This window comes from Pseudonocardia kujensis, assembly GCF_021283305.1.
Taxonomy (GTDB): domain Bacteria; phylum Actinomycetota; class Actinomycetes; order Mycobacteriales; family Pseudonocardiaceae; genus Pseudonocardia; species Pseudonocardia kujensis.
In genome coordinates this window covers 35,885-58,430 of sequence record NZ_JAJSOK010000035.1, presented here as the reverse complement: position 1 = coordinate 58,430, position 22,546 = coordinate 35,885, and the positions used below count along the sequence as shown (strand labels likewise).

At 73.7% G+C, this 22,546-nt stretch carries 24 protein-coding genes; 17 read left to right on the top strand and 7 right to left on the bottom strand.

Annotated features, from left to right (window positions below):
• Positions 1-66: 66 nt before the first annotated feature.
• From LWC35_RS22885 to mug, 3 genes are all read left to right on the top strand, one after another.
• Positions 67-1,134 (top strand): ATP-dependent DNA ligase, encoded by a 1,068-nt coding sequence (locus LWC35_RS22885; protein WP_232872292.1) that lies wholly within the window; start codon positions 67-69, stop codon positions 1,132-1,134.
• A 49-nt stretch (positions 1,135-1,183) separates the two neighbouring features.
• Positions 1,184-1,639: a MarR family winged helix-turn-helix transcriptional regulator gene (locus LWC35_RS22880; RefSeq protein WP_232872291.1), complete on the top strand. Its 456-nt coding sequence runs from the start codon at positions 1,184-1,186 to the stop codon at positions 1,637-1,639.
• A 100-nt stretch (positions 1,640-1,739) separates the two neighbouring features.
• Complete coding sequence (gene mug, locus LWC35_RS22875; RefSeq protein ID WP_232872290.1) at positions 1,740-2,294, top strand: G/U mismatch-specific DNA glycosylase; 555 nt, start codon at positions 1,740-1,742, stop codon at positions 2,292-2,294.
• 35 nt (positions 2,295-2,329) lie between these two features.
• Here the strand turns inward: mug and ligD are convergent, their stop codons facing one another.
• Positions 2,330-3,286: a non-homologous end-joining DNA ligase gene (ligD, locus tag LWC35_RS22870; protein ID WP_232872289.1), complete on the bottom strand. Its 957-nt coding sequence runs from the start codon at positions 3,284-3,286 to the stop codon at positions 2,330-2,332.
• 17 nt (positions 3,287-3,303) lie between these two features.
• Positions 3,304-3,555, bottom strand: coding sequence for a DUF2631 domain-containing protein (locus tag LWC35_RS22865; RefSeq protein ID WP_232872288.1), 252 nt, complete (start codon positions 3,553-3,555; stop codon positions 3,304-3,306).
• A gap of 81 nt (positions 3,556-3,636) precedes the next feature.
• Here LWC35_RS22865 and dxr point away from each other — a divergent pair, with 81 nt between their 5' ends.
• From dxr to LWC35_RS22810, 11 genes are all read left to right on the top strand, one after another.
• Positions 3,637-4,797: a 1-deoxy-D-xylulose-5-phosphate reductoisomerase gene (dxr, locus tag LWC35_RS22860; protein WP_232872287.1), complete on the top strand. Its 1,161-nt coding sequence runs from the start codon at positions 3,637-3,639 to the stop codon at positions 4,795-4,797.
• On the top strand, positions 4,794-6,086 hold the full coding sequence (locus LWC35_RS22855; protein WP_232872286.1) for a M50 family metallopeptidase: 1,293 nt from the start codon (positions 4,794-4,796) through the stop codon (positions 6,084-6,086). The genes dxr and LWC35_RS22855 overlap by 4 nt, the downstream gene beginning before the upstream one ends.
• 39 nt (positions 6,087-6,125) lie before the next feature.
• Positions 6,126-6,617, top strand: a complete 492-nt coding sequence (locus LWC35_RS22850) for a phosphatase domain-containing protein (RefSeq protein ID WP_232872285.1) — start codon at positions 6,126-6,128, stop codon at positions 6,615-6,617.
• Between the two features lie 149 nt (positions 6,618-6,766).
• Entirely contained in the window at positions 6,767-6,982 is a 216-nt protein-coding gene (locus LWC35_RS22845; protein ID WP_232872284.1) for a hypothetical protein, read from the top strand.
• Positions 6,983-7,161: 179 nt separating this feature from the next.
• The gene (gene ispG / locus LWC35_RS22840) at positions 7,162-8,307 is read left to right on the top strand and encodes a flavodoxin-dependent (E)-4-hydroxy-3-methylbut-2-enyl-diphosphate synthase (RefSeq protein WP_232872283.1); all 1,146 of its coding nucleotides are present in this window, start codon (positions 7,162-7,164) and stop codon (positions 8,305-8,307) included.
• Positions 8,308-8,407: 100 nt separating this feature from the next.
• Positions 8,408-9,244, top strand: coding sequence for a GNAT family N-acetyltransferase (locus tag LWC35_RS22835; protein WP_232872282.1), 837 nt, complete (start codon positions 8,408-8,410; stop codon positions 9,242-9,244).
• 121 nt (positions 9,245-9,365) lie between these two features.
• Positions 9,366-11,186, top strand: coding sequence for a penicillin-binding transpeptidase domain-containing protein (locus LWC35_RS22830; RefSeq protein WP_232872281.1), 1,821 nt, complete (start codon positions 9,366-9,368; stop codon positions 11,184-11,186).
• A 55-nt stretch (positions 11,187-11,241) separates the two neighbouring features.
• Complete coding sequence (locus LWC35_RS22825) at positions 11,242-11,625, top strand: DUF3054 domain-containing protein (RefSeq protein ID WP_232872280.1); 384 nt, start codon at positions 11,242-11,244, stop codon at positions 11,623-11,625.
• A 119-nt stretch (positions 11,626-11,744) separates the two neighbouring features.
• Complete coding sequence (gene map, locus LWC35_RS22820; RefSeq protein ID WP_232872279.1) at positions 11,745-12,596, top strand: type I methionyl aminopeptidase; 852 nt, start codon at positions 11,745-11,747, stop codon at positions 12,594-12,596.
• Between the two features lie 47 nt (positions 12,597-12,643).
• Complete coding sequence (locus tag LWC35_RS22815; protein WP_232872274.1) at positions 12,644-13,189, top strand: TIGR03086 family metal-binding protein; 546 nt, start codon at positions 12,644-12,646, stop codon at positions 13,187-13,189.
• Positions 13,190-13,220: 31 nt separating this feature from the next.
• A complete protein-coding gene (locus tag LWC35_RS22810) occupies positions 13,221-13,790 on the top strand; it encodes a pyridoxamine 5'-phosphate oxidase family protein (protein WP_232872272.1) in 570 nt (189 codons plus the stop codon).
• A gap of 173 nt (positions 13,791-13,963) precedes the next feature.
• On the opposite strand, the gene LWC35_RS22805 is transcribed toward LWC35_RS22810, so the two are convergent.
• On the bottom strand, positions 13,964-14,665 hold the full coding sequence (locus LWC35_RS22805) for an alpha/beta hydrolase (RefSeq protein WP_232872270.1): 702 nt from the start codon (positions 14,663-14,665) through the stop codon (positions 13,964-13,966).
• A 166-nt stretch (positions 14,666-14,831) separates the two neighbouring features.
• On the opposite strand from LWC35_RS22805, the gene LWC35_RS22800 reads away from it, so the two are divergent.
• Positions 14,832-15,653 carry a lysophospholipid acyltransferase family protein gene (locus tag LWC35_RS22800; RefSeq protein ID WP_232872268.1) on the top strand — a complete coding sequence of 274 codons (822 nt, stop codon included), beginning with the start codon at positions 14,832-14,834 and terminating at the stop codon, positions 15,651-15,653.
• Positions 15,654-15,698: 45 nt separating this feature from the next.
• On the opposite strand, the gene LWC35_RS22795 is transcribed toward LWC35_RS22800, so the two are convergent.
• From LWC35_RS22795 to LWC35_RS22785, 3 genes are all read right to left on the bottom strand, one after another.
• Complete coding sequence (locus LWC35_RS22795) at positions 15,699-17,138, bottom strand: MFS transporter (protein ID WP_232872266.1); 1,440 nt, start codon at positions 17,136-17,138, stop codon at positions 15,699-15,701.
• A 125-nt stretch (positions 17,139-17,263) separates the two neighbouring features.
• Positions 17,264-18,247, bottom strand: a complete 984-nt coding sequence (locus LWC35_RS22790) for an acyl-CoA desaturase (protein ID WP_232872264.1) — start codon at positions 18,245-18,247, stop codon at positions 17,264-17,266.
• Positions 18,248-18,344: 97 nt separating this feature from the next.
• Positions 18,345-19,727 (bottom strand): mycothione reductase, encoded by a 1,383-nt coding sequence (locus LWC35_RS22785; protein ID WP_232872262.1) that lies wholly within the window; start codon positions 19,725-19,727, stop codon positions 18,345-18,347.
• Positions 19,728-19,788: 61 nt separating this feature from the next.
• Between LWC35_RS22785 and LWC35_RS22780 the strand changes: the two genes are divergently transcribed.
• Both LWC35_RS22780 and LWC35_RS22775 read left to right on the top strand, forming a co-directional pair.
• Positions 19,789-20,247 carry a GNAT family N-acetyltransferase gene (locus LWC35_RS22780; RefSeq protein ID WP_232872260.1) on the top strand — a complete coding sequence of 153 codons (459 nt, stop codon included), beginning with the start codon at positions 19,789-19,791 and terminating at the stop codon, positions 20,245-20,247.
• 102 nt (positions 20,248-20,349) lie between these two features.
• Positions 20,350-20,778 (top strand): LapA family protein, encoded by a 429-nt coding sequence (locus LWC35_RS22775; RefSeq protein ID WP_232872258.1) that lies wholly within the window; start codon positions 20,350-20,352, stop codon positions 20,776-20,778.
• 252 nt (positions 20,779-21,030) lie between these two features.
• Here the strand turns inward: LWC35_RS22775 and LWC35_RS22770 are convergent, their stop codons facing one another.
• A complete protein-coding gene (locus LWC35_RS22770; RefSeq protein ID WP_232872309.1) occupies positions 21,031-22,407 on the bottom strand; it encodes a DEAD/DEAH box helicase in 1,377 nt (458 codons plus the stop codon).
• Between the last annotated feature and the right edge of the window lie 139 nt (positions 22,408-22,546).

Sequence of the window (22,546 nt, the reverse complement as noted above, 5' to 3'; positions counted from 1 at the left end):
GGCGGCGCGGACGCGTCCGGGGGAGCCCACTCGCCCCGGCGGACGGCGCACGACACACTGGGCCTCGTGGACCTGCCCGTGATGCCGCCCGTCGCGCCGATGCTGGCCAAGCCCGTCAAGGACATCCCGGCCGGTCAGCTCTACGAGCCGAAGTGGGACGGCTTCCGGTCGATCGTCTTCCGCGACGGCGACGAGGTCGAGATCGGCAGCCGCAACGAACGCCCGATGACGCGGTACTTCCCGGAGGTCGTCGAGGCGGTGCTCGCGAACTTCCCGGAGCGCGCGGTGATCGACGGCGAGATCGTCGTGGCCGACACCGCCCGCAACACCCTCGACTTCGAGGCCCTGCAGCAGCGGATCCACCCCGCGGTCAGCCGGGTGACGCTCCTGTCGGAGCAGACCCCCGCCAGCTTCATCGCCTTCGACCTGCTCGCCGTGGGCGACGAGGACCTCACCGACGAGCCGTTCGAGGTGCGCCGCGCGCGGCTCGAGGAGGCCCTCGCCAAGGCGCAGCCGCCGGTGCACCTCACCCCGCTGACCCGCGACACCGACGAGGCGCGCCGCTGGTTCGAGCAGTTCGAGGGCGCGGGGCTCGACGGGCTGATCGCCAAGAAGCCCGACCAGACCTACCAGCCCGACAAGCGCGTGATGACCAAGATCAAGCACGAGCGCACCTGCGACTGCGTGGTCGCCGGCTACCGGGTGCACAAGTCCGGGCCCGACGCGATCGGCTCGCTGTTGCTCGGGCTGTTCGACGAGCGCGGCGTGCTGGCGTCGGTCGGCGTCGTCGGGGCGTTCCCGATGGCGACCCGCAGGGCGCTGTTCACCGAGCTCCAGCCGCTGGTCACCGGGTTCGAGGGCCACCCCTGGAACTGGGCGGCGCACCTGGAGGGGGAGCGGACCCCGCGCAAGAACGAGACCAGCCGGTGGAACGCGGGCAAGGACCTGTCGTTCACCCCGCTGCGCCCCGAGCGGGTCGTCGAGGTGCGCTACGACTACATGGAGGGCGCCCGCTTCCGGCACACCGCGCAGTTCGTGCGCTGGCGGCCGGACCGGGAGCCGGAGTCGTGCACCTACGAGCAGCTCGAGCGGCCGGTCTCCTTCGACCTCGCCGCGGTCCTGGCGAGCGGCTGAGGCGCGTCACCGCTGGTCGGGCGGGCGGCGAGAGGGCATCCTCGATCCCGTGGACACCGCCCACGACCGGCCCGGACACGTGCACGGGCCCGGCTGCGACCACTCGGCCGACAAGCCGATCGGCTGGTGGCTCAAACACGTCGACCGGCTGATCGAGTCCGCGCTCGACCGCACCCTCGCCGGCGAGGGGATCGGCCGCCGCCACTGGCAGACGCTCAACGCGATCGCCGGCGGCGCCGACACGGTCGCCGCACTCGACTCGTCCCTGGCCGCCGTCCGGGGGGCGGGACCCGAGATCCGCATGGTCCTCGACCAGCTGCGGGCCAAGGGCTGGGTGCAGGAGGCCGCCGGCCGGGTCACGATCACGCCCGCCGGCGCCGCCGCCCGCGGCCGCCTGGTCGCGGCCGTCCGCGAGTACCGCGCGCGGATCACCGACGGCGTGAGCGACGCGGAGTACCGCGCCGCGCTCGCGGTCCTGCAGCGGATGGCGCGGAACCTCTCCTGACGGCCCGCGCCGACCGCCCCGGCCCGGCTCGGTCCGCCCGAACGGGCCCTTCCTGCCCGGCCGGGGTGCGGCCCCCGCCACCGGTCGCGATGATGGCGCCATGGCGATGCCGACCGCGGCCGAACTGGAGGCCGCACGGGAGCGCCTGCTCCCGGACGTCCTGCCGGGGTCGGGCGATCCGGCCCTGCGGGTGCTCTTCTGCGGCATCAACCCCGGGCTCGTCTCGGCCGCCACCGGACACCACTTCGCCCGCCCCGGCAACCGCTTCTGGCCCGTGCTGCACGACTCCGGGTTCACGCCGCGGCTGCTGCGCCCGGACGAGCAGGGGGAGCTGCCCGGCTGGGGGCTCGGCATCACCAACATGGCCGCCCGGCCCACCGCCCGGGCGGACGAGCTGACCGCCGCCGAGCTGGTCGAGGGCGGCGAGGTGCTGCGCGCGCTGGTGGAGCGGCTGCGCCCGACCTGGCTCGCCGTCGTCGGGCTGGGGGCCTACCGCACGGCCTTCGCCGACCGCGGCGCCCTCGTCGGTCCCCAGGAACCGACGCTGGGGGCCACGCGGATCTGGGTGCTGCCCAACCCCAGCGGGCTCAACGCGCACTGGTCGCGCGCCGGGCTGACCGAGGAGTTCGCGCGGCTGCAGGCCGCCGCCTTCTGACGCCGCAGGTCAGGAGGCCTGCGTGCGCGCGGCGCTCACAGCTCGTCGAGATCCGGCACGTCCTCGCCCGAGTCCCGCGCGTCCCGGTCCGCCCACTCCAGCAGCCGGTCGATGCGGAAGACCGTGTCGTCGATGCCGGCGTGCAGGTCCCCGAGCTCGGCGAAGCGGGCCGGCACCGTGGCGATGGTGAAGTCGCCCGGCTCGGCCGCGTCGATCTCGTCCCAGCGGATCGGCGTGGAGACCCGGCCCTCCGGCGTGCCGCGGACCGAGTAGGCCGAGGCGATGGTGTGGTCGCGGGCGTTCTGGTTGTAGTCCACGAAGATCGACTTCGGGTCGCGGTCCTTGCGCCACCAGCTCAGGTCGACGATCGCGCAGCGCCGCTCGACCTCGCGGGCGAACGCGTGCGCGGCCCGGCGGACCTCGGCGAACCCGTGCTCCGGCGGGATCCGCACGTAGACGTGCAGTCCCTTGCCCCCGGAGGTCTTCGGATACCCCGTGGCGCCCAGCTCGTCGAGCACCTCGTGGGCCACGTGCGCGACCCGCCGGACGTCGGCGTACGACGCGTCGGGCATCGGGTCGAGGTCGATGCGCCACTCGTCGGGGGACTCGGTGTCGGCGGCGCGGGAGTTCCACGGGTGGAACTCGACGGTGGACATCTGCACGGCCCACACGACGTCGGCGGGGTGGGTCACGCACAGCTCGTCGGCGTGCCGGTTGTAGCGGGGGAAGTGCACCCGCACCGTGCGGACCCAGTCCGGGGCTCCACGGGGCAGGCGCTTCTGGTGCACCTTCTCGCCGTCGGTCCCGGTGGGGAAGCGGTGCAGCATGCAGGGCCGCTCGCGCAGGGCGCGGACGATCCCGTCGCCCACCGCGATGTAGTAGCGGGCGAGGTCGAGCTTGGTCTCGCCCCGGGCGGCGAAGTACACACGGTCGGGACTGGAGAGTCGGACCGTACGGTCCCCGACCTCCAGCTCGACCGCGTCCCCCGCCACCGGATCGGCCCGGTGGCTCAGCGCCGCCAGTCGTTGCGCTTGCGGAGGGTCCCGACGATCACGGCCAGCAGGATGACCACGGCCGGCACCACCGCGTACAGGATCTCGGTGACGCTCGCGTGGTGGCCGATCAGGATCAGGCACAGCAGGATCGCCACGACGACACCGGCCGCCGGGATGGCCTTCGGGAAGGTGCCGTGCCAGCCCCACTCGGCCGAGGGCTCGTCCGCGGGGTCGACCTTCGCCAGCTCGCGGGAGCTGCTCGCCATGAGTTCCTCCTGTGTCCGCGTGGGCACGTGTCGTGCGGGCCTCATCGTCGCACAACACCGCGCCGGGGATGATGGGCGGTGATGAACGCGAACCCACCGCGGTCGGTGCTGGTCCTGGGCTCGACCGGCTCGATCGGCACCCAGGCGCTCGAGGTCGTCGACAGGGCGGCCGGCCGGTTCACCGTGGCCGGCCTCGCCGCGGGCGGCGGCGACGTCGAGCTGCTCGCGTCGCAGGTCAAGGCCACCGGGGTGGGTCGGGTGGCCGTCGCCGACCCCGCCGCGGCGGCCCGGCTGCGCGCGCAGGTGCCGGGCGTCGAGGTGCTCGACGGGCCGGGCGCCGCCGCCGAGCTCGTGGAGTCCACCCCGGCGGACGTCGTGCTCAACGGCATCACCGGATCGCGTGGCCTCGGGCCCACCCTCGCCGCCCTGCGCTCGGGCGCGGTGCTGGCGCTGGCCAACAAGGAGTCCCTGGTCGCCGGCGGGCCGTTGGTGCTCGACGCCGCCGCGCCCGGGCAGCTCGTGCCGGTGGACTCGGAGCACTCCGCGCTGGCGCAGTGCCTGCGCGGGGGCAGCCGCGAGGAGGTCGCCCGGCTGGTGCTCACCGCGTCCGGCGGCCCGTTCCGCGGCCGGCCGCGCGCCGACCTCGAGCACGTCTCGGTCGAGGACGCGCTCAAGCACCCGACCTGGGACATGGGCCCGGTCGTCACGATCAACTCGGCGACCCTCGTCAACAAGGGCCTGGAGCTGATCGAGGCGCACCTGCTCTTCGGCGTGCCCTACGACCGGATCGACGTCGTGGTGCACCCGCAGTCGATCGTGCACTCGATGGTGACCTTCGCCGACGGCGCCACGATCGCCCAGGCCAGCCCGCCGGACATGCGGCTTCCGATCGCGTTGGCGCTGGGCTGGCCGGACCGGGTGCCGGGAGCGGCCCCGCAGTGCACCTGGGACACCGCGCAGAGCTGGACCTTCGAGCCGCTCGACCACGAGGCCTTCCCGGGCGTGCGGTTGGCCCGCGCCGCGGGCGGGGCCGGCGGATGCCTGCCCGCGGTGTTCAACGCGGCCAACGAGGAGCTGGTCGCGGCGTTCGTGGCCGGCCGGATCGGCTACACCGCCATCACCGACGAGCTGGAGCGCGTGCTGCAGGCCGCGGACGCCTGGACGGGTGACCCCGCTACCGTGGCGGACGTCCTGGAAGCGGAGCAGTGGGCGCGGGCCCATGCACAGGAGAGAGTGCTGTGACCATCCTCTGGACGATCGTCGGGATCGTCGTCTTCTTCCTGGGCATCCTGCTGTCGGTCGCCTGGCACGAGCTCGGCCACTTCGTCACGGCCAAGTGGTTCGGCATCAAGGTCCCGGAGTTCTTCGTCGGCTTCGGCAGGACCGTCTGGTCGCGCAAGGTCGGGGAGACCGAGGTCGGCGTCAAGGCCGTGCCGCTGGGCGGCTACATCCGGATGATCGGCATGCTGCCCCCGGCCAAGGGCGAGGTCTACGGGCGCAGCCGGCGCACGGGCCCGTTCCAGGGCCTGATCGACGACGCGCGCCAGGCCTCGATGGCCGACGTCGGCCCCGAGGACGCGGACCGGCAGTTCTACACCCGCCGCCCCTGGAAGCGGATCATCGTCATGGCCGCCGGGCCGGTCATGAACCTGATCCTCGCGGTCGTGCTGTTCGCGATCGTGCTCATGGGCTTCGGGCAGATGACCTCCACGCTCACGGTGAGCACGGTCAGCCAGTGCGTCCTGCCCGCCACGGCCACGCAGACCGACACCTGCCCGCCCGGTGCGCCGCTCACCCCGGCCGCGGCGGCGGGCTTCCGGGCCGGCGACCGGATCGTGTCGTTCAACGGCCGGCCGTTCGAGAGGTGGGAGGACCTGCAGGCCGCGATCCGGCAGGCCAGCGGGACCGTGACCGTCGTGGTCGAGCGCGGCGGGCAGCAGGTCACGCTCAACCCGACGCTCATCACCACCGAGCTGCCGGACCTCGACGACCCGGCGAAGACCGAGCAGGCGAGCTTCCTCGGCCTCTCGCCGCTGCGCGAGGTCCAGCGGCAGGGCATCGGCGCCGTCGGCACCACGATGGTCGACATCGTGGGGCAGGTGGGGCAGAAGCTCGTCGAGATGCCGCAGCGGGTGCCCAACCTCTTCGGCGCGGTCTTCCTCGGCGAGCAGCGTGACCAGGACTCGCCGGTCGGCATCGTCGGCGCCTCCCGGATCGGCGGGCAGATCCTGGCCAGCGACGCCCCGCCCGGGCAGGAGATCTCCGCGTTCCTGTCGCTGCTGGCGCTGGTCAACATCTCGCTGTTCCTGTTCAACCTGCTGCCGATCCCGCCGCTCGACGGCGGGCAGATCTTCCCGGCCATCTGGGAGGCCGTCCGGCGGCGGTTCGCCATGCTGCGCGGCAGGCCCGATCCCGGGCCGGTCGACGCGGCCAAGCTCATGCCGGTGGCGATGACGGTCGCCCTGATCTTCATCGGCTGGAGCGCGCTGGTGTTCGTCGCCGACGTCATCAACCCGGTCCGGCTGAGCTGAGAGCGCGATCACCGGCGATACTGGACCGGTGATCGTGCTGTGACCCGGAACGGAGCCCGACCGCTCGCGGTCTTCGACATCGACGGAGTCCTGGCCGACGTCACCCACCGGCTGCACCACCTGCGCGCCCGGCCGCAGCGCTGGGAGCGGTTCTTCGCGGCGGCGGACGTCGACCCGCTGCTGGAGGAGGGCGCGGAGCGGCTGCGCGCCGCCCGGTCCGACCACGACGTCGTCTACCTCACCGGCCGGCCGGAACGGAACCGCCGGCTCACCGAGCGCTGGCTCGCCGAGCACGACCTGCCCACCGGCCCGCTGTTCATGCGCGAGGACGACGACTACCGGCCGGCCCGGATGATGAAGCGCGAGGTCCTGCGCCTGCTCGCCGCCCGCCGCGAGATCGCCTCCGTGATCGACGACGACCCCGCCGTCGTCCAGGTGCTGGAGGCCGACGGATGGCCGGTCGAGCTCGCCACCTGGCTGCCGCACTCGTCGACCCTGCAGGACGCCCAGGAGAGCAAGGGCCGCACGTGATCCTGCCGCACCGGAGGGCGCTCGCCGCCGACTGCGGGGAGCAGCCGCGCCCGGGCGCCTCCGAGGCGGAGGGCCCTCGCCCGCGGTCCGCCCGTCACCGCACAGCGCACCGCGTGCGTGCCGGCGGCGGAGGCGGGTAGGTCCCGGGGATGCCCACTCCTGCCGACCGCACCGGCCACCTGCTCACCCCGGACGGGGTCCGCGAGCTCCGCTTCGCGGCCGTCCGCGGCGAGGACGGCACCGTGCGGCTGACCAGCACCGAGCCGTTCTCGATGGCCGAGGGCGACGTCCTGAGCCTCGGCGGGGTCGCGTTGACGCTCGGCGACTACCTCGCGTTCCGCACCCGGGGCGGCCTGGAGGAGTAGGTGCTCTGCCCGGGCCCGCGCGCACCGCCGGGGGCGCCGTCGTCGCACGGCGGACCGTGCGCGGCCCCGGCCCGCCGCGGTCGCCGGATCGGCACCGCGACGTGCGGGTCGAGTTGAACAGCAGGTGACGGACCCGGGTCACACGATCTCGGCGGCGGAAGAGGCGCATACTGGGGGTCGTGAGCGTCTCCCTGGGCATGCCCTCGACCCCCGCTCCCACCCTGGCGCCGCGCCGTCCGACGCGGCAGCTGATGGTCGGGTCGGTCGGGGTCGGCAGCGAGCACCCCATCTCGGTGCAGTCGATGACCACCACCCTGACCGCCGACGTCAACGCCACCCTGCAGCAGATCGCCGAGCTCACCGCCGCGGGCTGTGACATCGTGCGCGTCGCCTGCCCGAGCCAGGACGACGCGGACGCGCTGCCGGCGATCGCGCGGAAGGCGCAGATCCCGGTCATCGCGGACATCCACTTCCAGCCGAAGTACGTCTTCGCCGCCATCGAGGCGGGCTGCGCGGCCGTGCGCGTCAACCCGGGCAACATCCGGAAGTTCGACGACCAGGTCAAGGAGATCGCCCAGGCCGCCAAGGACCACGGCACCCCGATCCGGATCGGCGTCAACGCGGGCTCGCTGGACAAGCGGCTGCTGCAGAAGTACGGCAAGGCCACCCCGGAGGCGCTCGCCGAGTCGGCGATGTGGGAGGCGAGCCTGTTCGCCGAGCACGACTTCCACGACATCAAGATCTCGGTCAAGCACAACGACCCGGTCGTCATGGTCCGGGCCTACGAGCTGCTGGCCGAGCAGTGCGACTACCCGCTGCACCTCGGCGTCACCGAGGCGGGCCCGGAGTTCCAGGGCACGATCAAGTCCGCGGTGGCCTTCGGCGCGCTGCTCTCGCGGGGCATCGGCGACACCATCCGGGTGTCGCTGTCGGCTCCGCCGGTGCAGGAGGTCAAGGTCGGCCGGCAGATCCTCGAGTCGCTGAACCTCAAGCCGCGCCGCCTGGAGATCGTGTCCTGCCCGTCCTGCGGGCGCGCGCAGGTCGACGTCTACAAGCTGGCCGACCAGGTCACCGCCGGTCTCACCGGCATGGAGGTGCCGCTGCGCGTGGCCGTCATGGGCTGCGTCGTCAACGGCCCGGGCGAGGCCCGTGAGGCCGACCTCGGCGTGGCCTCGGGCAACGGCAAGGGCCAGATCTTCGTCAAGGGCGAGGTCATCAAGACCGTGCCGGAGCACGCCATCGTCGAGACCCTGATCGAGGAGGCGATGAAGATCGCCGAGACGATGGAGGAGGGCGCCGGCGAGCCGTCGGTGACCGTGGGTTGAGCGGCGGGTGAACGTCCTGCGGGGCGGGGACGACCGTGCGGGTGGTCGGGCCGGTGATCCTGGCGTAGGCAGTACGCCCCGTGTGTGGCACCGTAGAGGGGTGCTGAGGGTCGCCGGGGCTCGGTTGCTCGATGATCGGGACCGCGGTGGCGTCCGCGCTGCGCTGGAGGCCGACCCGGTGGCGTCGTGCATGGTCGCGGCGCGGGTCGAGGCGGCCGGGCTCGACCCCTGGCGGCTCGGCGGCGAGATCTGGGCGTCGGGCTCGCGGCTCGAGGGCCTCTGCTTCTCCGGGGCCAACCTCGTCCCCCTGCGCGGGCAGCGCGGGGCCATCCGCGCCTTCGCCGACCGCGCGCGCCGGCACGGCCGCTCCTGCTCGTCGCTCGTCGGGCGGGCCGAGCTCGTCCTGCCGCTGTGGGAGGAGCTCGCCCCGAGCTGGGCGCCCGCCCGCGAGGTGCGCGCCGACCAGCCGCTGATGGTGCTCGCCGGCCCGCCGCGGATCGCACCGGACCCGCAGGTCCGCCCGGTTCGCCCGGAGGAGATCGACCGGTACCTGCCGGCCGCGATCGCGATGTTCACCGAGGAGGTCGGCGTCGACCCGCGGGCCGGCGACGGGGGGGCGGGCTACCGCGCCCGGGTCGCCGAGCTGATCTCCGCGGGCCGGGCCTTCGCACGCTTCGACGACGACGGCGAGGTCGTGTTCAAGGCCGAGATCGGCGCGATGTCGGCGCGGGTCGGGCAGATCCAGGGCGTGTGGGTGCACCCGTCGCGGCGCGGCGAGGGGCTCGGCACGGTCGGCACCGCCGCCGTCGTCGAGCGGCTCACCGCGCTCGGCCGGATCTCCAGCCTCTACGTGAACGGCTTCAACACGCCCGCCCGCCGCACCTACGCCCGCATCGGTTTCACGCAGGTCGCCAGCTTCGCCACGGTCCTGTTCTAACCCGGACCGCGTTTTGGAGCCATAATGCGGTTTCGGCGGGCGGTGGCGTGCATTATGGAACCATAATGGCGTCGGACGGCCTCGAAAATCGCGTTATGGATCCATAATGCATACTCGTCCGGTGCCCCGACCCGCCCGGATCCCGGCCCTCCTGCTCGCCCTGGTGACGGTGCTCGCGACGGCCGGGTGCGGCCTGTTCGGCGACAGCGGCCCGCAGGACACCGTCGACGCCTACGTGAAGGCCTGGACCGGGGGCGACGACGCCGGGGCCGCCGCGCAGACCGACTCGACCGACGCCGCCCGCGACCTCCTCGGCGCGGTCCGCGCCGCGCTGAAGCCGGCCGCGATCACCGCCGAGGTCGAGCAGGTCCGCACGGCCGGACAGCGGTCGTCGGCCTCGGTGAACGTGAGCTGGGACCTCGGGCAGGACCGGCGCTGGAGCTACCTCACCCAGCTCGACCTGCAGCCCGCCCCCGACGCGGAGACCGGCTGGCGGATCCACTGGGCGCCGGGGGTGGTGCACCCGGACCTGCAGGCGGGGCAGACCCTCGCGCTGCGCACGACCAGCCCGGACCCGGCGCCGGTGACCGACCGCAACGGTACGCCCCTGCTCGCCCCGACGAAGGTCGTCACGATCCTGCTGGACCGCAAGGCGACCGGCGACCTCGACGCCGTCGCCAGCACGCTGGCCCGGGCGCTCAACCCGGTCGACCGGGAGATCACCCAGCAGACGATCACCGACGGCGCGGCCCGCACGCCCGACGGGCAGGCCTACACCGTCGCGGTCCTGCGCGAGACCGACTACCAGGGCGTCCGGCAGGCGATCTACGACCTGCCCGGCGTGCGGTTCACGTCGTCCTCGCGGCTGCTGGCGCCCGACGCCGACTTCGCCTCCCAGGTGCTGCCCGGCGTGCGGACCGAGGTCGCGGCGCAGGTCAACGGCAAGGACGGCTGGTCGGTCGACGCCGTGGACAGCACCGGGGCTACGCAGAAGACGCTCACCGAGCAGCCCGTCACGCCCGGGACCACCGCGCAGGTCAGCCTCGACCGCACCGTCCAGGCCGCCGCCGAGGACGCCGCGGACACGCTGCCGCAGCAGGTCGCGATCGTGGCGGTCCAGCCGTCGACCGGTGACATCCTCGCGGCGGCGCAGAACTCCGCCGCCGACCGGGCCGGGGCGATCTCGTTCACCGGCCGGTACCCGCCCGGCTCCACGTTCAAGATCGTGACGGCGAACGCCGCGCTGCAGAACCTCGGCGTCACGGCGACCACCCCGGAACCGTGCCCCGGCACGACGTCGCTCGGCGGCCGGGTGGTGCCGAACGAGGACGAGTTCGTGCTGGGCACGGTGCCGCTGCAGCAGGCCTTCGCCCGCTCCTGCAACACCACCTTCGCGACCCTCGCCTCGCAGCTCGCCCCCGATGCCCTGCCCACCGCGGGCCTGCAGCTCGGGTTCGGCGCGGACTACACCGTGCCCGGGCTGACCACCGTGACCGGGAGCGTCCCGCCGGCCGACGACCTCGTCCAGCGCGCCGAGGACGGCTTCGGGCAGGGCCTCGTGGTCGCCACGCCGTTCGGCATGGCCCTGGTGGCGGCCACGGTCGCGCACGGGGCCCCGGTCGTCCCGCAGCTGATCCGCGACCGGCCGACCGCCACGGTCACCGCCGCGACCCAGCCCGACGCCGCCGCCCTCGCGCAACTGCGCCCGATGATGCGGCAGGTCGTCACGGACGGGACCGCCACGGGGCTGCGCAGCTCCGGTGAGGTGTACGGCAAGACCGGCACCGCCGAGTACAGCCAGGACGGGACGAACCGGGCGCACGGCTGGTTCGTCGGCTACCGCGGCGACCTCGCCTTCGCCGTCCTGGTGGTCGACGGCAGCTCCTCCGGCCCCGCCGTCGGCGTCGCCCAGCGGTTCCTGGCGGGGTTGCGGGGGGCGTGAGGAACCTCGCGCGGCGCTGCGGCCCGGGCTCCGGACGCGGGCGTAGGCTCGACGGGTGCGCCGCCCCCGCATCCCCGTCCTGGCCTTCGCCGCCGACGTCGTGGCCGTCCTGGTGTTCGCCGCGATCGGGCGCGCGAGCCACGAGGAGGCGGGCAGCGTCGTCGGGCTGCTCGGCACCGCCGCGCCGTTCCTGGCCGGCGCCGTCGCCGCGTGGGCCACACCGTGGGTGCGGGCGCACCCGGTCGGGTTCAGGGCGGGCGGCGTCGTGCTCGCCGGCACCGCCGTCCTCGGCCTGCTGCTGCGCGCCGCCTTCACCGGCCGGCTGCCGCTGAGCTTCGCGATCGTCGCCACGGTCTCGCTGGCGGTGTTCCTGCTGGGCTGGCGGGGCGTCGCCGCCCTGACCTCCCGCCTCTCCCACCGCCGCACCTCCGTCCGCTGATCCACGGGAACCTGCAGCGCAGGTGCGGAGCATCGACCCGTCGTGCGACCGCGCCCGTGCGGTGCGACCTGCGTCGCCGGGGGCGGAAAGGGCCGCGGGCCCCGGGCTACAGTCGAGGCGTGACCGCAGTTCTCGTTCCCGGCGCGCCGACCCCGATCCGTGACGTCCCCGCCCACATCCCGCGGCCGGAGTACGTCGGGAAGAAGGCGCCGTCGCCGAGCCGGGACTCGGACGTGCAGACGCCGGAGACCATCGAGGCGATGCGGGTCGCGAGCCGGATCGCGGCGCAGGCGCTGCAGGTGGGCGGCGAGGCCGTGCGGCCCGGCGTCACCACGGACGAGATCGACCGCGTGGTCCACGAGTTCCTGGTCGACCACGACGCCTACCCCTCGACGCTGGGCTACCGCGGCTTCCCGAAGTCCTGCTGCACCAGCCTGAACGAGGTCATCTGCCACGGGATCCCCGACACCACCGTCGTGAACGACGGCGACATCGTGAACATCGACGTGACCGCCTTCATCGGCGGCGTGCACGGGGACACGAACGCCACCTTCCTCGCCGGCGACGTCAGCGAGGAGGACCGCCTGCTGGTCGAGCGCACCCGCGAGGCGACCCTGCGCGCCATCAAGGCGGTGCGGCCGGGCCGCGAGCTCAACGTCGTCGGGCGGGTCATCGAGTCCTACGCCAAGCGCTTCGGCTACGGCGTGGTCCGCGACTTCACCGGGCACGGCATCGGGCGCTCGTTCCACAGCGGCCTCGTGGTGCTGCACTACGACCAGCCGGACGTCCACACGGTTCTCGAGCCGGGCATGACGTTCACGATCGAGCCGATGATCACGCTCGGCACGATCGAGTACGACATCTGGGACGACGGTTGGACGGTCGTCACCAAGGATCGGAAGAAGACCGCGCAGTTCGAGCACACCGTGCTGGTCACGACCGACGGCGCCGAGATCCTCACCCTGCCCTGACGGGTATCTCCTGTCCCGGGATGCGGCCCGCTGCCAGGCTGGGCCGCATGACGGAGATCTCGGAGCGCTACGCCCGGCACGCCGCGGCCTTCGCCGCCACGATCGCGGCCGTCCCCGCGGACCGCTGGTCCGCGCCGTCGCCCTGCCACGGGTGGACCGCGGCCGACGTCGTGGCGCACGTCGTCGACGTCCACGGCATGTTCCTGGGCCTGGTGGGCCGCAAGCCCGAGCCGGGCCCGGAGGACCGCGCGGAGGCGTTCGCGTACGTCCGGGACATCGTGCAGGCCGACCTGGAGGACCCCGAGCGGGCCGGCGCGACCTACGAGGGCATGTTCGGCACACAGACCTTCGAGGGGGCCGTCGACGGGTTCGTGACGTTCGACCTCGTGGTGCACCGCTGGGACCTGGGCCGGGCCGCGGGCCTCGACGTCGCGGTCCCGGAGGACGAGTTCCCGCGGGTCGCGGCCGTGCTGGAGATGATGCCGGACGAGGTCCGCGAGGCGGGCACGGTGTTCGGCCCGGCGCTCACCCCGCCGCCCGGCGCGGACGCGCACACCCGCCTCCTCGCAGAAATCGGCCGGAAAGCCTGGTGAACGGCGCCGGCCCCGGCTCTACGCTCGGTCCGTGGGCACGGTCTACGACGGCATCACGCCGAAGCTGTGGGAGTGGCTGGAGCGGCAGCCGGTCTTCTTCGTCGGCACGGCGCCGCTCTCCGCGGACGGTCTGGTGAACCTGTCGCCGAAGGGCACGCGCGGCACCTTCCGGGTGCTCGACGCGCACACGGTGGCCTACCTCGACCTCACCGGCAGCGGCATCGAGACCGTGGCCCACCTGCGCGAGAACGGCCGGATCTGCGTGATGTTCTGCGCCTTCGAGGGCCGGCCGACCGTCGTGCGGCTGCACGGCACCGGGCGCGTGGTCGCCGTCGGCGAGCCCGGGTTCGAGGAGGCCGTGGCCACGTTCGGCGAGGCCGGGGCGAGCCGCCTGCACGGCGCGCGCTCGGTGGTGACCGTCGACGTCACGCGGGTGGCCGACTCGTGCGGGTTCGCCGTGCCGCGGATGGACCTGGTCGAGGAACGCGACGTCCTGGACAAGGCGCTGGCGAGGAAGTCGCCCGAGCAGATGGTGGAGTACCACCGCACCCGCAACGACGTGAGCCTCGACGGCCTGCCGGGCCTGGCCGCCCGCCCCTGACCGGGCGGGAGGCCGTCCCGGTCCGAGGATCCGGACACGGCGCCGGCGAGCGGTCGGTTCGCCCCATCCCTGAGGTGGCACGGGGAGTCTCGCCCGCCTCCCCGGACCTCCGCAGGAGCTCACGGGAGAACGGTCCTCTCGCCGGGCCCGCCCGTCGGCGTACCGACGCGCCGTCACCGGGCCCCCGGGAGGGGGACCTGCAGGCCGTCCGGGCACGGCTGCCGCATCGCGTCGGCGATCGCCGGGTCCTCCGCGGCGAGCCCGAGCTCGCCGAGCACGAACCGGGTCACGAGGGCGTGCCACTCCCGGGCGCGCCGGAGCATGGCGTGCCCGTCGCCGAGCACGTCGAACCGTGCGACCCGGTCGGTGACCTCGCGGGCCCGGACGGCATAGGCCAGCGACTCGCGGGGGTCGGTGGTGCGCTCGCGGTCGCCGTGGGCGATCAGCAGGCTGCGCCCGGCGAGCTGCTCGACGGGGTCGGTGCCGTCGAGCCACGGGGCCAGGGCGGCGACGGCCCGGACGCCCGCGCCGCCGGCGGCGTGCAGCACGGCGCGCCCGCCCATCGAGTGCCCGACCAGCGCGATCGGGACGCCCGGGTGGCGTCCGTGCAGGTCGGTGAGCATCTCGTCGGCGTCGCGGGCGGCGTCGCGGGCGACCCCGTTCCAGCCGCGCAGCCGGTACCGCAGCAGGAACACCGCGAGGCCGTCGGTGCGCGCGAGCGCCCGGGCGAAGGGCACCATCCGCCAGTAGGGCAGCCCGCGCAGGCCGGCGGAGTCGGTCCCGTTGGCACTGCCCCCGTGGGCGACGACGGCGAGCGCGGCCGGACGCCCCCGCTGCGGTCCGACGGGTTCCAGCCGCGGCAGGCTCTCGGGCACGTGCACCTCACGTCGTTCGGCGGTTCCGTAGTTCCTCCGATCCTCGCGGGACCGTCGGGTGGTGTCCTGGGAGACATGTCACATCGGGGGAGCATCGCCCGCCCCGGGCCCGTCCGTCCGTCCGTCGTGGGCGAGGATCGGGGGAGTACCGACCGATGGAGGAGACGTGACGAGTGCCGCACCGGACCTGCCGCCGCCGCTGACGGCCCGCCGGCGCCTGCTGCTGACGCTGCGCCGCCGGCGCCGGGGCTCGGGCTTCTGGTTCGGGCTGGCCATCGAGGTGATCTGGCCGTTCGTCATGCTCTTCACCAAGCTCGGCTGGTCGGGCGGGGAGCGGATCCCGCGCACGGGTGGGGTGCTGATCGCGGCCAACCACGTGTCGTCGTCGGACCCGATCTTCGACACCGCGTTCGTGATCTCGCACCGGCGGATGCCGCGGTACCTGGCCAAGTCCGAGCTGTGGGACGTGCCGATCGTGCGCTCGGTGCTCGGCAAGGGCGGGCACATCCCCGTGTACCGGCAGTCCGCCCGGGCGACCGACGCCTACAAGGAGGCCGTCGCGGCCCTCGAGCGCGGCGAGGTCGTGGTGTTCTACCCGGAGGGGACGTACACGGCCGACCCGGCGGGCTGGCCGATGAAGGCGAAGAACGGGATCGGCCGGATCGCGGTCATGACCGGGGTGCCGGTGATCCCCCTGGCCAACTGGGGGACCCAGGACGTGCTGCCGACCGACGGGAAGCCCTCGCTCTGGCCCCGGAAGCGGGTCAGCGTGGTGGCCGGGCCCCCGGTCGACCTGTCCGCGTACGTCGGCAGGCCGCGGACCAGGACGAACCTCGACGGGGCCACGGCGGCGATCATGTCCGCCGTCACCGAGCTGGTCGGGAAGGTGCGGGGGGAGACGCCGCCGGCGGAGCCCTACGACCCGGCGAGCGCCCCCGCCCCCGCCGGGCCGCCGGAACCCGTCGCAGAGCCTCCCGCGGCGAGCTGAGGGACCGCTCGGCGCCCCGTGGCCCCGGTGCGGCGGCGTGGGCGCTCAGGGCTGCGTCTGCTGCGCCCGGACGATCCGCTCGGCCTCCTCCCGGCTGGTGGCCGACGGCGGGGAGCCCCACATGCGCCGGCGGTTGGGCTCCTGCAGGAACCAGAGCGAGGCGATGCCGATGGCCCCGGCGATGATCAGGTAGTAGGCCGGCCAGTTCAGGTCGCCGGACAGCGCGACCAGGGCGCCGACCACCAGCGAGGTGGTGCCGGCGAAGGCCGACACCGACACGTTGAACGCGATCGACAGGCCCCCGCCGCGCACCTCGGTCGGGAACAGCGAGGGCAGCGTCGAGGGCATCGTCGCGCTGAAGCAGATCAACAGCAAACCCATGATCATCAGGCCGAGGAAGATCCCCACCGTGGTCTCGGTCCGGACCAGCAGGATCATCGGCAGGCCCAGCACGACCAGCCCGATGGAGCCCACCCAGGCGATCGGCTTGCGTCCGATGCGGTCCGAGAGCCTCCCGATCAGCGGGATCAGCAGCAGGGCGACCACCATCACGGCGATCTGCACCACCTGGGAGGTGGTCGTGGTGTCGGTGGTCGCGCCCTGCGCCTTCGGCACGGTCTCGGTGACGTAGGTCGGCATGTAGGAGGTGAGCATGTAGTTGGTGACGTTCCAGACCAGCACCAGACCCATGCAGACCAGCAGGAACGGCCACAGGGCGAGCAGGGTCCGGGTCTCGTGCGGGTGCAGGTTCCGGTGCGCCTTCTCCCGCTGCTCGGCCTCGCGCTCCAGGGCGACGAAGGCGGGGGTGTCGGCCAGCCGGGTGCGCATGTAGACCCCGATCAGGCCGAGGGGCAGGGCGACGAAGAACGGCAGCCGCCAGCCCCAGGACAGCAGCTGGTCCTGGGTGAGGGCGGTGTCGGCGACGGTGACCACGACGGCCCCGAGCAGGTAGCCGGTGAACGTGCCGAACTCCAGCCAGCTGCCCAGGAAGCCGCGGCGGCGGTCCGGGGCGTACTCGGCGATGAACGTCATCGCGTTGCCGTACTCGCCGCCGGTGGAGAACCCCTGAACCAGCCGCGCCAGCAGGAGCAGGATCGGCGCCCAGATGCCGATGCGGCTCTCGCTGGGGATGCACCCGATCGCGAAGGTGCCCAGCGCCATCAGCACCATCGTCGTGGCCAGCACGCGGTTGCGGCCGATCCGGTCGGCCAGCGGGCCGAAGAACAGCCCGCCCAACGGCCGGATCAGGAACGCGACGGCGAACAGCCCGAACGTCGCGATGGTGCCGACGGTCTCGCTGAGGCCGGAGAAGAAGACCTTCCTGATCGTCGGTTCGAAGTAGGCGTAGACGCCGAAGTCGTACCACTCGGTGACGTTACCGATCGCCGCGGCGGCGATCGCTCTGCGGATCACGCCCGGCTCGGTGACCAGGACCTCCTCCAGCGTCCAGGTCCTCGGGGGCTCGTGGGGTACCAGCACGGCCATGGACGGGGCCTCCTCACGCGTGAGTGAGCGGCGAGAAGCCTACGTCCGCACGAGCCCGGCCGCTCGATGACGGCGCTCGGCCCGGAACGGCACGATCACCTCGGCAGCGCCTGCACCGCAAGGTCTCAGGCCGCGGCGGGGTCCTTGGCGAGCCGGTCGAGGCGCTTGGTCGTGGGCCAGCGGACGGCGGTGGCCCGGCCCAGCCTCTCGAACGCCCGGATGGCGATCGCGGACAGGTCGACCTGCCCCTTGCGGACGCCGTGCCGCGCGCACGTGGGGTCGGCGTGGTGCAGGTTGTGCCAGGACTCGCCGAAGGAGAGGACGGCGAGCCACCAGACGTTCGCGGAGCGGTCCCGCGCGGCGAACGGCCGCTCGCCCCACATGTGGCAGATGGAGTTGATCGACCAGGTGACGTGGTGCAGCAGCGCCACGCGCACCAGCCCGGCCCAGAACAGGGCGGTCAGCGCGCCCCACCAGGACCAGGTCACCAGCCCGCCCAGCGCGGCGGGGACCAGCAGGGTGAGCGCGCTCCAGAGGCCGAACAGCGAGTCGATGCGGCGCAGGTCCGTGTCCGCCAGCAGGTCCGGGGTGAAGCGCTCCTCGTTGGTGAGGTCGCGGTCGAACAGCCAGCCGGTGTGCGCGTGCCAGAACCCCTTGGCCAGCGCGCGCGTCGAGGTGCCGAAGAGCCAGGGGGAGTGCGGGTCGCCCTCCTTGTCGGAGAAGGCGTGGTGCCGGCGGTGGTCGGCGACCCACTTGATCACCGGGCCCTGCATGGCGAGGCTGCCGGCGAGCGCGAGCGCGATCTTCAGCCCGCGGGTGGCCTTGAACGAGCCGTGCGTGAAGTAGCGGTGGTACCCGACGGTGATGCCCAGCCCGCTGATCACGTAGAACACGAGCCCGATGACGACGTCGGACCAGCCGAGGAACCCGACGGTGAGCGCCAGCGGGACCGCGGCCAGCAGGGCGACGAGCGGCGTGAACACGAAGACGTGGACGCCGATCTGCTGGGGCAGGCCGCGCGTCCCGGCGAGGACGGGCTTCGGCCCGGTGCGGGCTTCCGGCTGGATCTGCTCCGGCTGGGTCTGCTCCGGCTGGGCGGCCAGGGTCATACGGGTACCTCGTGTGTCGGTCTGCGGCTCGCCCCGAGAGCGGCCGCGGCGGATCAGCCCGTCCAGGGTAAGTGGACCCTCACCGGGAACGCGAGATCTACAGGTCCAGGCCGAGGAGTGCGTTCTCCACCACCTCGGGCAGCGCCGGGTGGATCCAGTACTGGCCGGTGGCCATCTCGCGGGCGGTCAGCCCGAACGACATCGCCTGGATCAGCGGCTGGATCAGCGACGACGCCTCCGGCCCCATGAGGTGCGCGCCGAGCAACCGGCCGGTGCCCTTCTCCGCGATGACCTTGCAGAGGCTGGTGGTGTCCTCCATGGCCCAGCCGAAGGCGACGTCGCCGAACCGCTGGACCTTGACCACGTACTCGATGTCCGTCATCCGGCACTGCTCCTCGGTCTTGCCCACGCTCGCGACCTGCGGGTCGGTGAACACGGCCGAGGGGACGTACCGGTGGTCGATCTCGATCAGGTCGTCGGGGTGCAGGACGTTGTGCCCCACGACCTTCGCCTCGCGGTTGGCGACGTGCTTGAGCTGCCACGGCGAGCTGACGTCGCCCAGCGCCCAGACCCCCTCCGCGGTGGTGCGCTGGAAGCGGTCGACCTCGATCCGGCCGTCGGAGTGCGTGCCGATGCCGGCCGCGCCCAGGTTCATCCGGTCGCCGTTGGGGATGCGGCCGGCGGCGACGAGGACGACGTCCGCCTCGAGCGTCTCCCCGTCGTCGAGCGCGAGGGTGATGCCGCCTTCGGTCTTAGAGGCCGCCCTGACCTGCGTGTTCAGCTTGACGTCGATGCGCGAGCCGCGGACGGCGAGGTCGGTGTAGGCCTGCGAGATGGTCTCGTCGTGCGACTTGAGCAGTCGCCCACCGCGCACGACGAGGGTGACCGTGCTGCCGAGGGCGGAGAAGACGTGCGCGAACTCGGCGGCGATGTACCCGCCGCCGATCACGGCCAGCCGCGGCGGCACGTCGTCGATCCGCATGACGGTGTCGGAGGTCTCGTAGGGGATGCCGGACTTCGCGATCACCGGCGGGACCATCGGCCGGCCGCCCGCGGCCACGACGACCTGGTCCGCGGTGAGCCGGTCCTCGCCGGAGCCGTCCGTGCGCTCGACACGCAGGGCGCGCGGTCCGGTGAACGAGGCGTGCCCGAAGTACACGGTGACGTTGGGGCTGCGCTCGACCCGGTACGCCCGCCCGCCGGCGGAGATCGGGTCGATGCGGCCGAACACCCGGTCCCGGATGTCGCGCCAGCGGATCTTGTCGACGCTCGCGTCGACGCCGTACTTCGGCGCGCGCCGGACGTGCTCGGCGACGTCGGCCGCGTAGACGTACATCTTGGTCGGGATGCACCCCACGTTGAGGCACGTGCCGCCGAAGACACCGTGCTCGACGAGGGCCACGTCCTTGTCGGCGTACCGCTCGTCGAGGAACGTGTTGCCGGATCCGGTACCGATGACGACGAGATCGTGGTGGGGCACGGCACGAGGCTAATCGCCCGCGCCCGCGTCGGCGCGACCGGAAGTCTGGTAGGCACGGGCCATGACCGAGACCGCCGCGACGCTCCGCCGATCCTGGGCCCTGGACCTCGACGCCGCCACCCTCTACGAGCTGCTCCGGCTCCGCGTCGACGTCTTCGTGGTCGAGCAGGCCTGCCCCTACGGAGAGCTCGACGGGCGGGACCTCGAGGAGCGGGCCCGGCACTACTGGCTGGCCGGGCACGGTGAGCCCGCCGCCGTCCTCGGCACCGTGCGGCTGCTCAAGGAGCCCGACGGCGGCTACCGCATCGGGCGGCTGTGCACGGCGAAGACCGCGCGCGGCCGGGGGCTGGGGCGGCAGCTGATGGACGCCGCGCTCGCCGAGGTCGGCAGCGGTGCGTGCGTGCTCGACGCCCAGGAGCACCTCGCCGACTTCTACCACGGCTACGGCTTCGAGCCGACCGGTCCGGCCTACGACTGGGACGGCGTCGCGCACCTGCCGATGCGGCGCGCGGGACGCTGAGCCACCCGCTCCGGTGACGTCCGGATCCGGGCGGACGGGCCGTTCCTGCGCGATACTCCGCGCAGCCGGGCGGCCCGCGCCCGGGACGGGCGAGGGAGAGCGATGAACGACGAGCAGGTCCGGACGACCGGGACCGGGCCGGCCACCGAGGGGGAGACCGCGCCGGTGGTGCCCGCGGGCCCGACGTCGCCGGACGCCACGGTCGCCGTGCCGACCGGGCCGGCCGGGCCGACCGGCCGGCCCGCGACGCCGCGGCCCGGCGGGCACCGGGCCGCCGCGAACCGCACGCGGGTCAGCGGGATGTGGGTCGGGCTGATCCTCTCCGCGATCGTCCTGCTGTTCCTGCTGATCTTCATCCTGCAGAACCTGGACCCGGTGCAGATCCACTTCCTCGGCGCGACGGGCACGCTGCCCACCGGCGTCGCGCTGCTCCTCGCCGCGATCGCCGGCGTGCTGCTGGTCGCGATCCCCGGCAGCGCCCGGATCGTCCAGCTCCGCCGGGCGGCGAAGAAGGACCGCCGGGCGCTCTAGAGGCCGTGTTCAAGAAGTCCCTGATCGCGGTCTTCGCGCCCAGATCGGGCCTGGCGGCGTTGCCACCCGCGGCCCGTCTCGGTACGAGGCCGGGGCGGCGCCTTGCCGGCCACGATCTGGATCACGAAGCCCATCGACCGCGACTTCGACAACACGGCCGAGCGGCCCATGAGCCGCGTCCGTCGCCCTCGGCGGTGCGCGCGGACGCGGAACGGTCGGTGCGCCGGACGGTGGGCCCGGACGGGGAGAGGGTCAGGCCGCGGTGCGGGGGCTCCCGCCCCGGCGCGGCCCGCCGGAGCGCCGGCCCCGGCTGTCGCCGCCCGCGGCGCCCGGCTGCCGGCCGGTCACGGCGCGTCCGGAGCTGCGGCGGCGCCGTCCGGTGCCGGCGGCGGGCTGCTGCTGCGGGGGCTTCGGGGCCTCGACCGGGATGCCGCTGGGCAGGCGTGCCCCGGTCACCTCGACCAGCGAGGCGGAGCCGGGGGCGGCGTCGGTCACGTCGGGGGTGACGCCGGCCTGCCTCATGAGGGTGTCGACGTCGCGCCGCTCCTCGGCGGTGACCAGCGTGACCACGACGCCCGACTCGCCGCCGCGGGCGGTGCGGCCGGCGCGGTGCAGGTAGTCCTTCGGGTCGCCCGGCGGGTCGACGTGCACGACGAGGCTGACGTCGTCGACGTGGATCCCGCGGGCGGCGACGTCCGTGGCCACGAGCACCGGGATGCTCCCGTCCTTGAAGGCGTCGATCGCGCGGTTGCGGGCGTTCTGTGCCTTGCCGCCGTGCAGCGCGCTGGCCTGCACACCCTCGCGGCGCAGCTGCTTCACCACGCGGTCCGCGCCGTGCTTGGTGCGCACGAAGAAGATCGTGCGGCCCTCCCGGGCGGCGATCTCGTGCACGATCCGGGTCTTGTCGTCACGGCGCACCAGGAACAGGTGGTGGTCCATGGTCTCGACCGGCGCGGCCGCGGACGCGACGGCGCGGGTGACCGGATCGTGCAGGTAGCGCTCGACCAGCGTCGACACCTCGTTGTCCAGCGTGGCGGAGAACAGCAGCCGCTGACCGTCGGCCGGGGTGCGGTCGAGGATCCGCCGGACCTGCGGCAGGAAGCCCATGTCGGACATGCGGTCGGCCTCGTCGATCGCGGTGATCTCGACGGCGGACAGGTCGCAGGTGCCCTCGGTGAGGTGGTCGGTGAGCCGGCCGGGGGTGGCGACCAGCAGATCGACGCCGCGCGCGAGCGTGTCGATCTGCCGGTTCATCGACAGCCCGCCGACGATGACGGCCTGCCGCAGGTGCAGCGCCTTGGCGAACGGCTCCACGGCGTCGACGACCTGCTGGGCCAGCTCGCGCGTCGGGACCAGGACCAGGCCGCGCGGGCGGCGGGCCTCGGCGCGGCCGCCGGCGAGCCGCGCGACGAGCGCGAGGCCGAAGGCGAGGGTCTTGCCGGAGCCCGTCTGGCCGCGGCCGAGCAGGTCGCGGCCGCGGAGGGTATCCGGGAGCGTGGCGGCCTGGATCGGGCGGGGCTCGGTGAAGCCCTCCGCGGCGAGGGCACGCAGCACCGGCTCGGGCAGGCCGAGCTCGGCAAAGGTGGGCAGCCCGCTCTCCGGGGCGGTCCAGAGGACCTCCTGGGGCATGGCGGGCCGGACGGGCCGCTTCTGCTGCGGGGCGGCGCCGGAGCGGCGGCGCGGCGCACCACCGGAGCGGCGCGGCTGCGCCGCGTTCCGCTCGGGGCGGCGGGCAGGGCGGCGGGACGGACTGGTCACGAGACCTCCG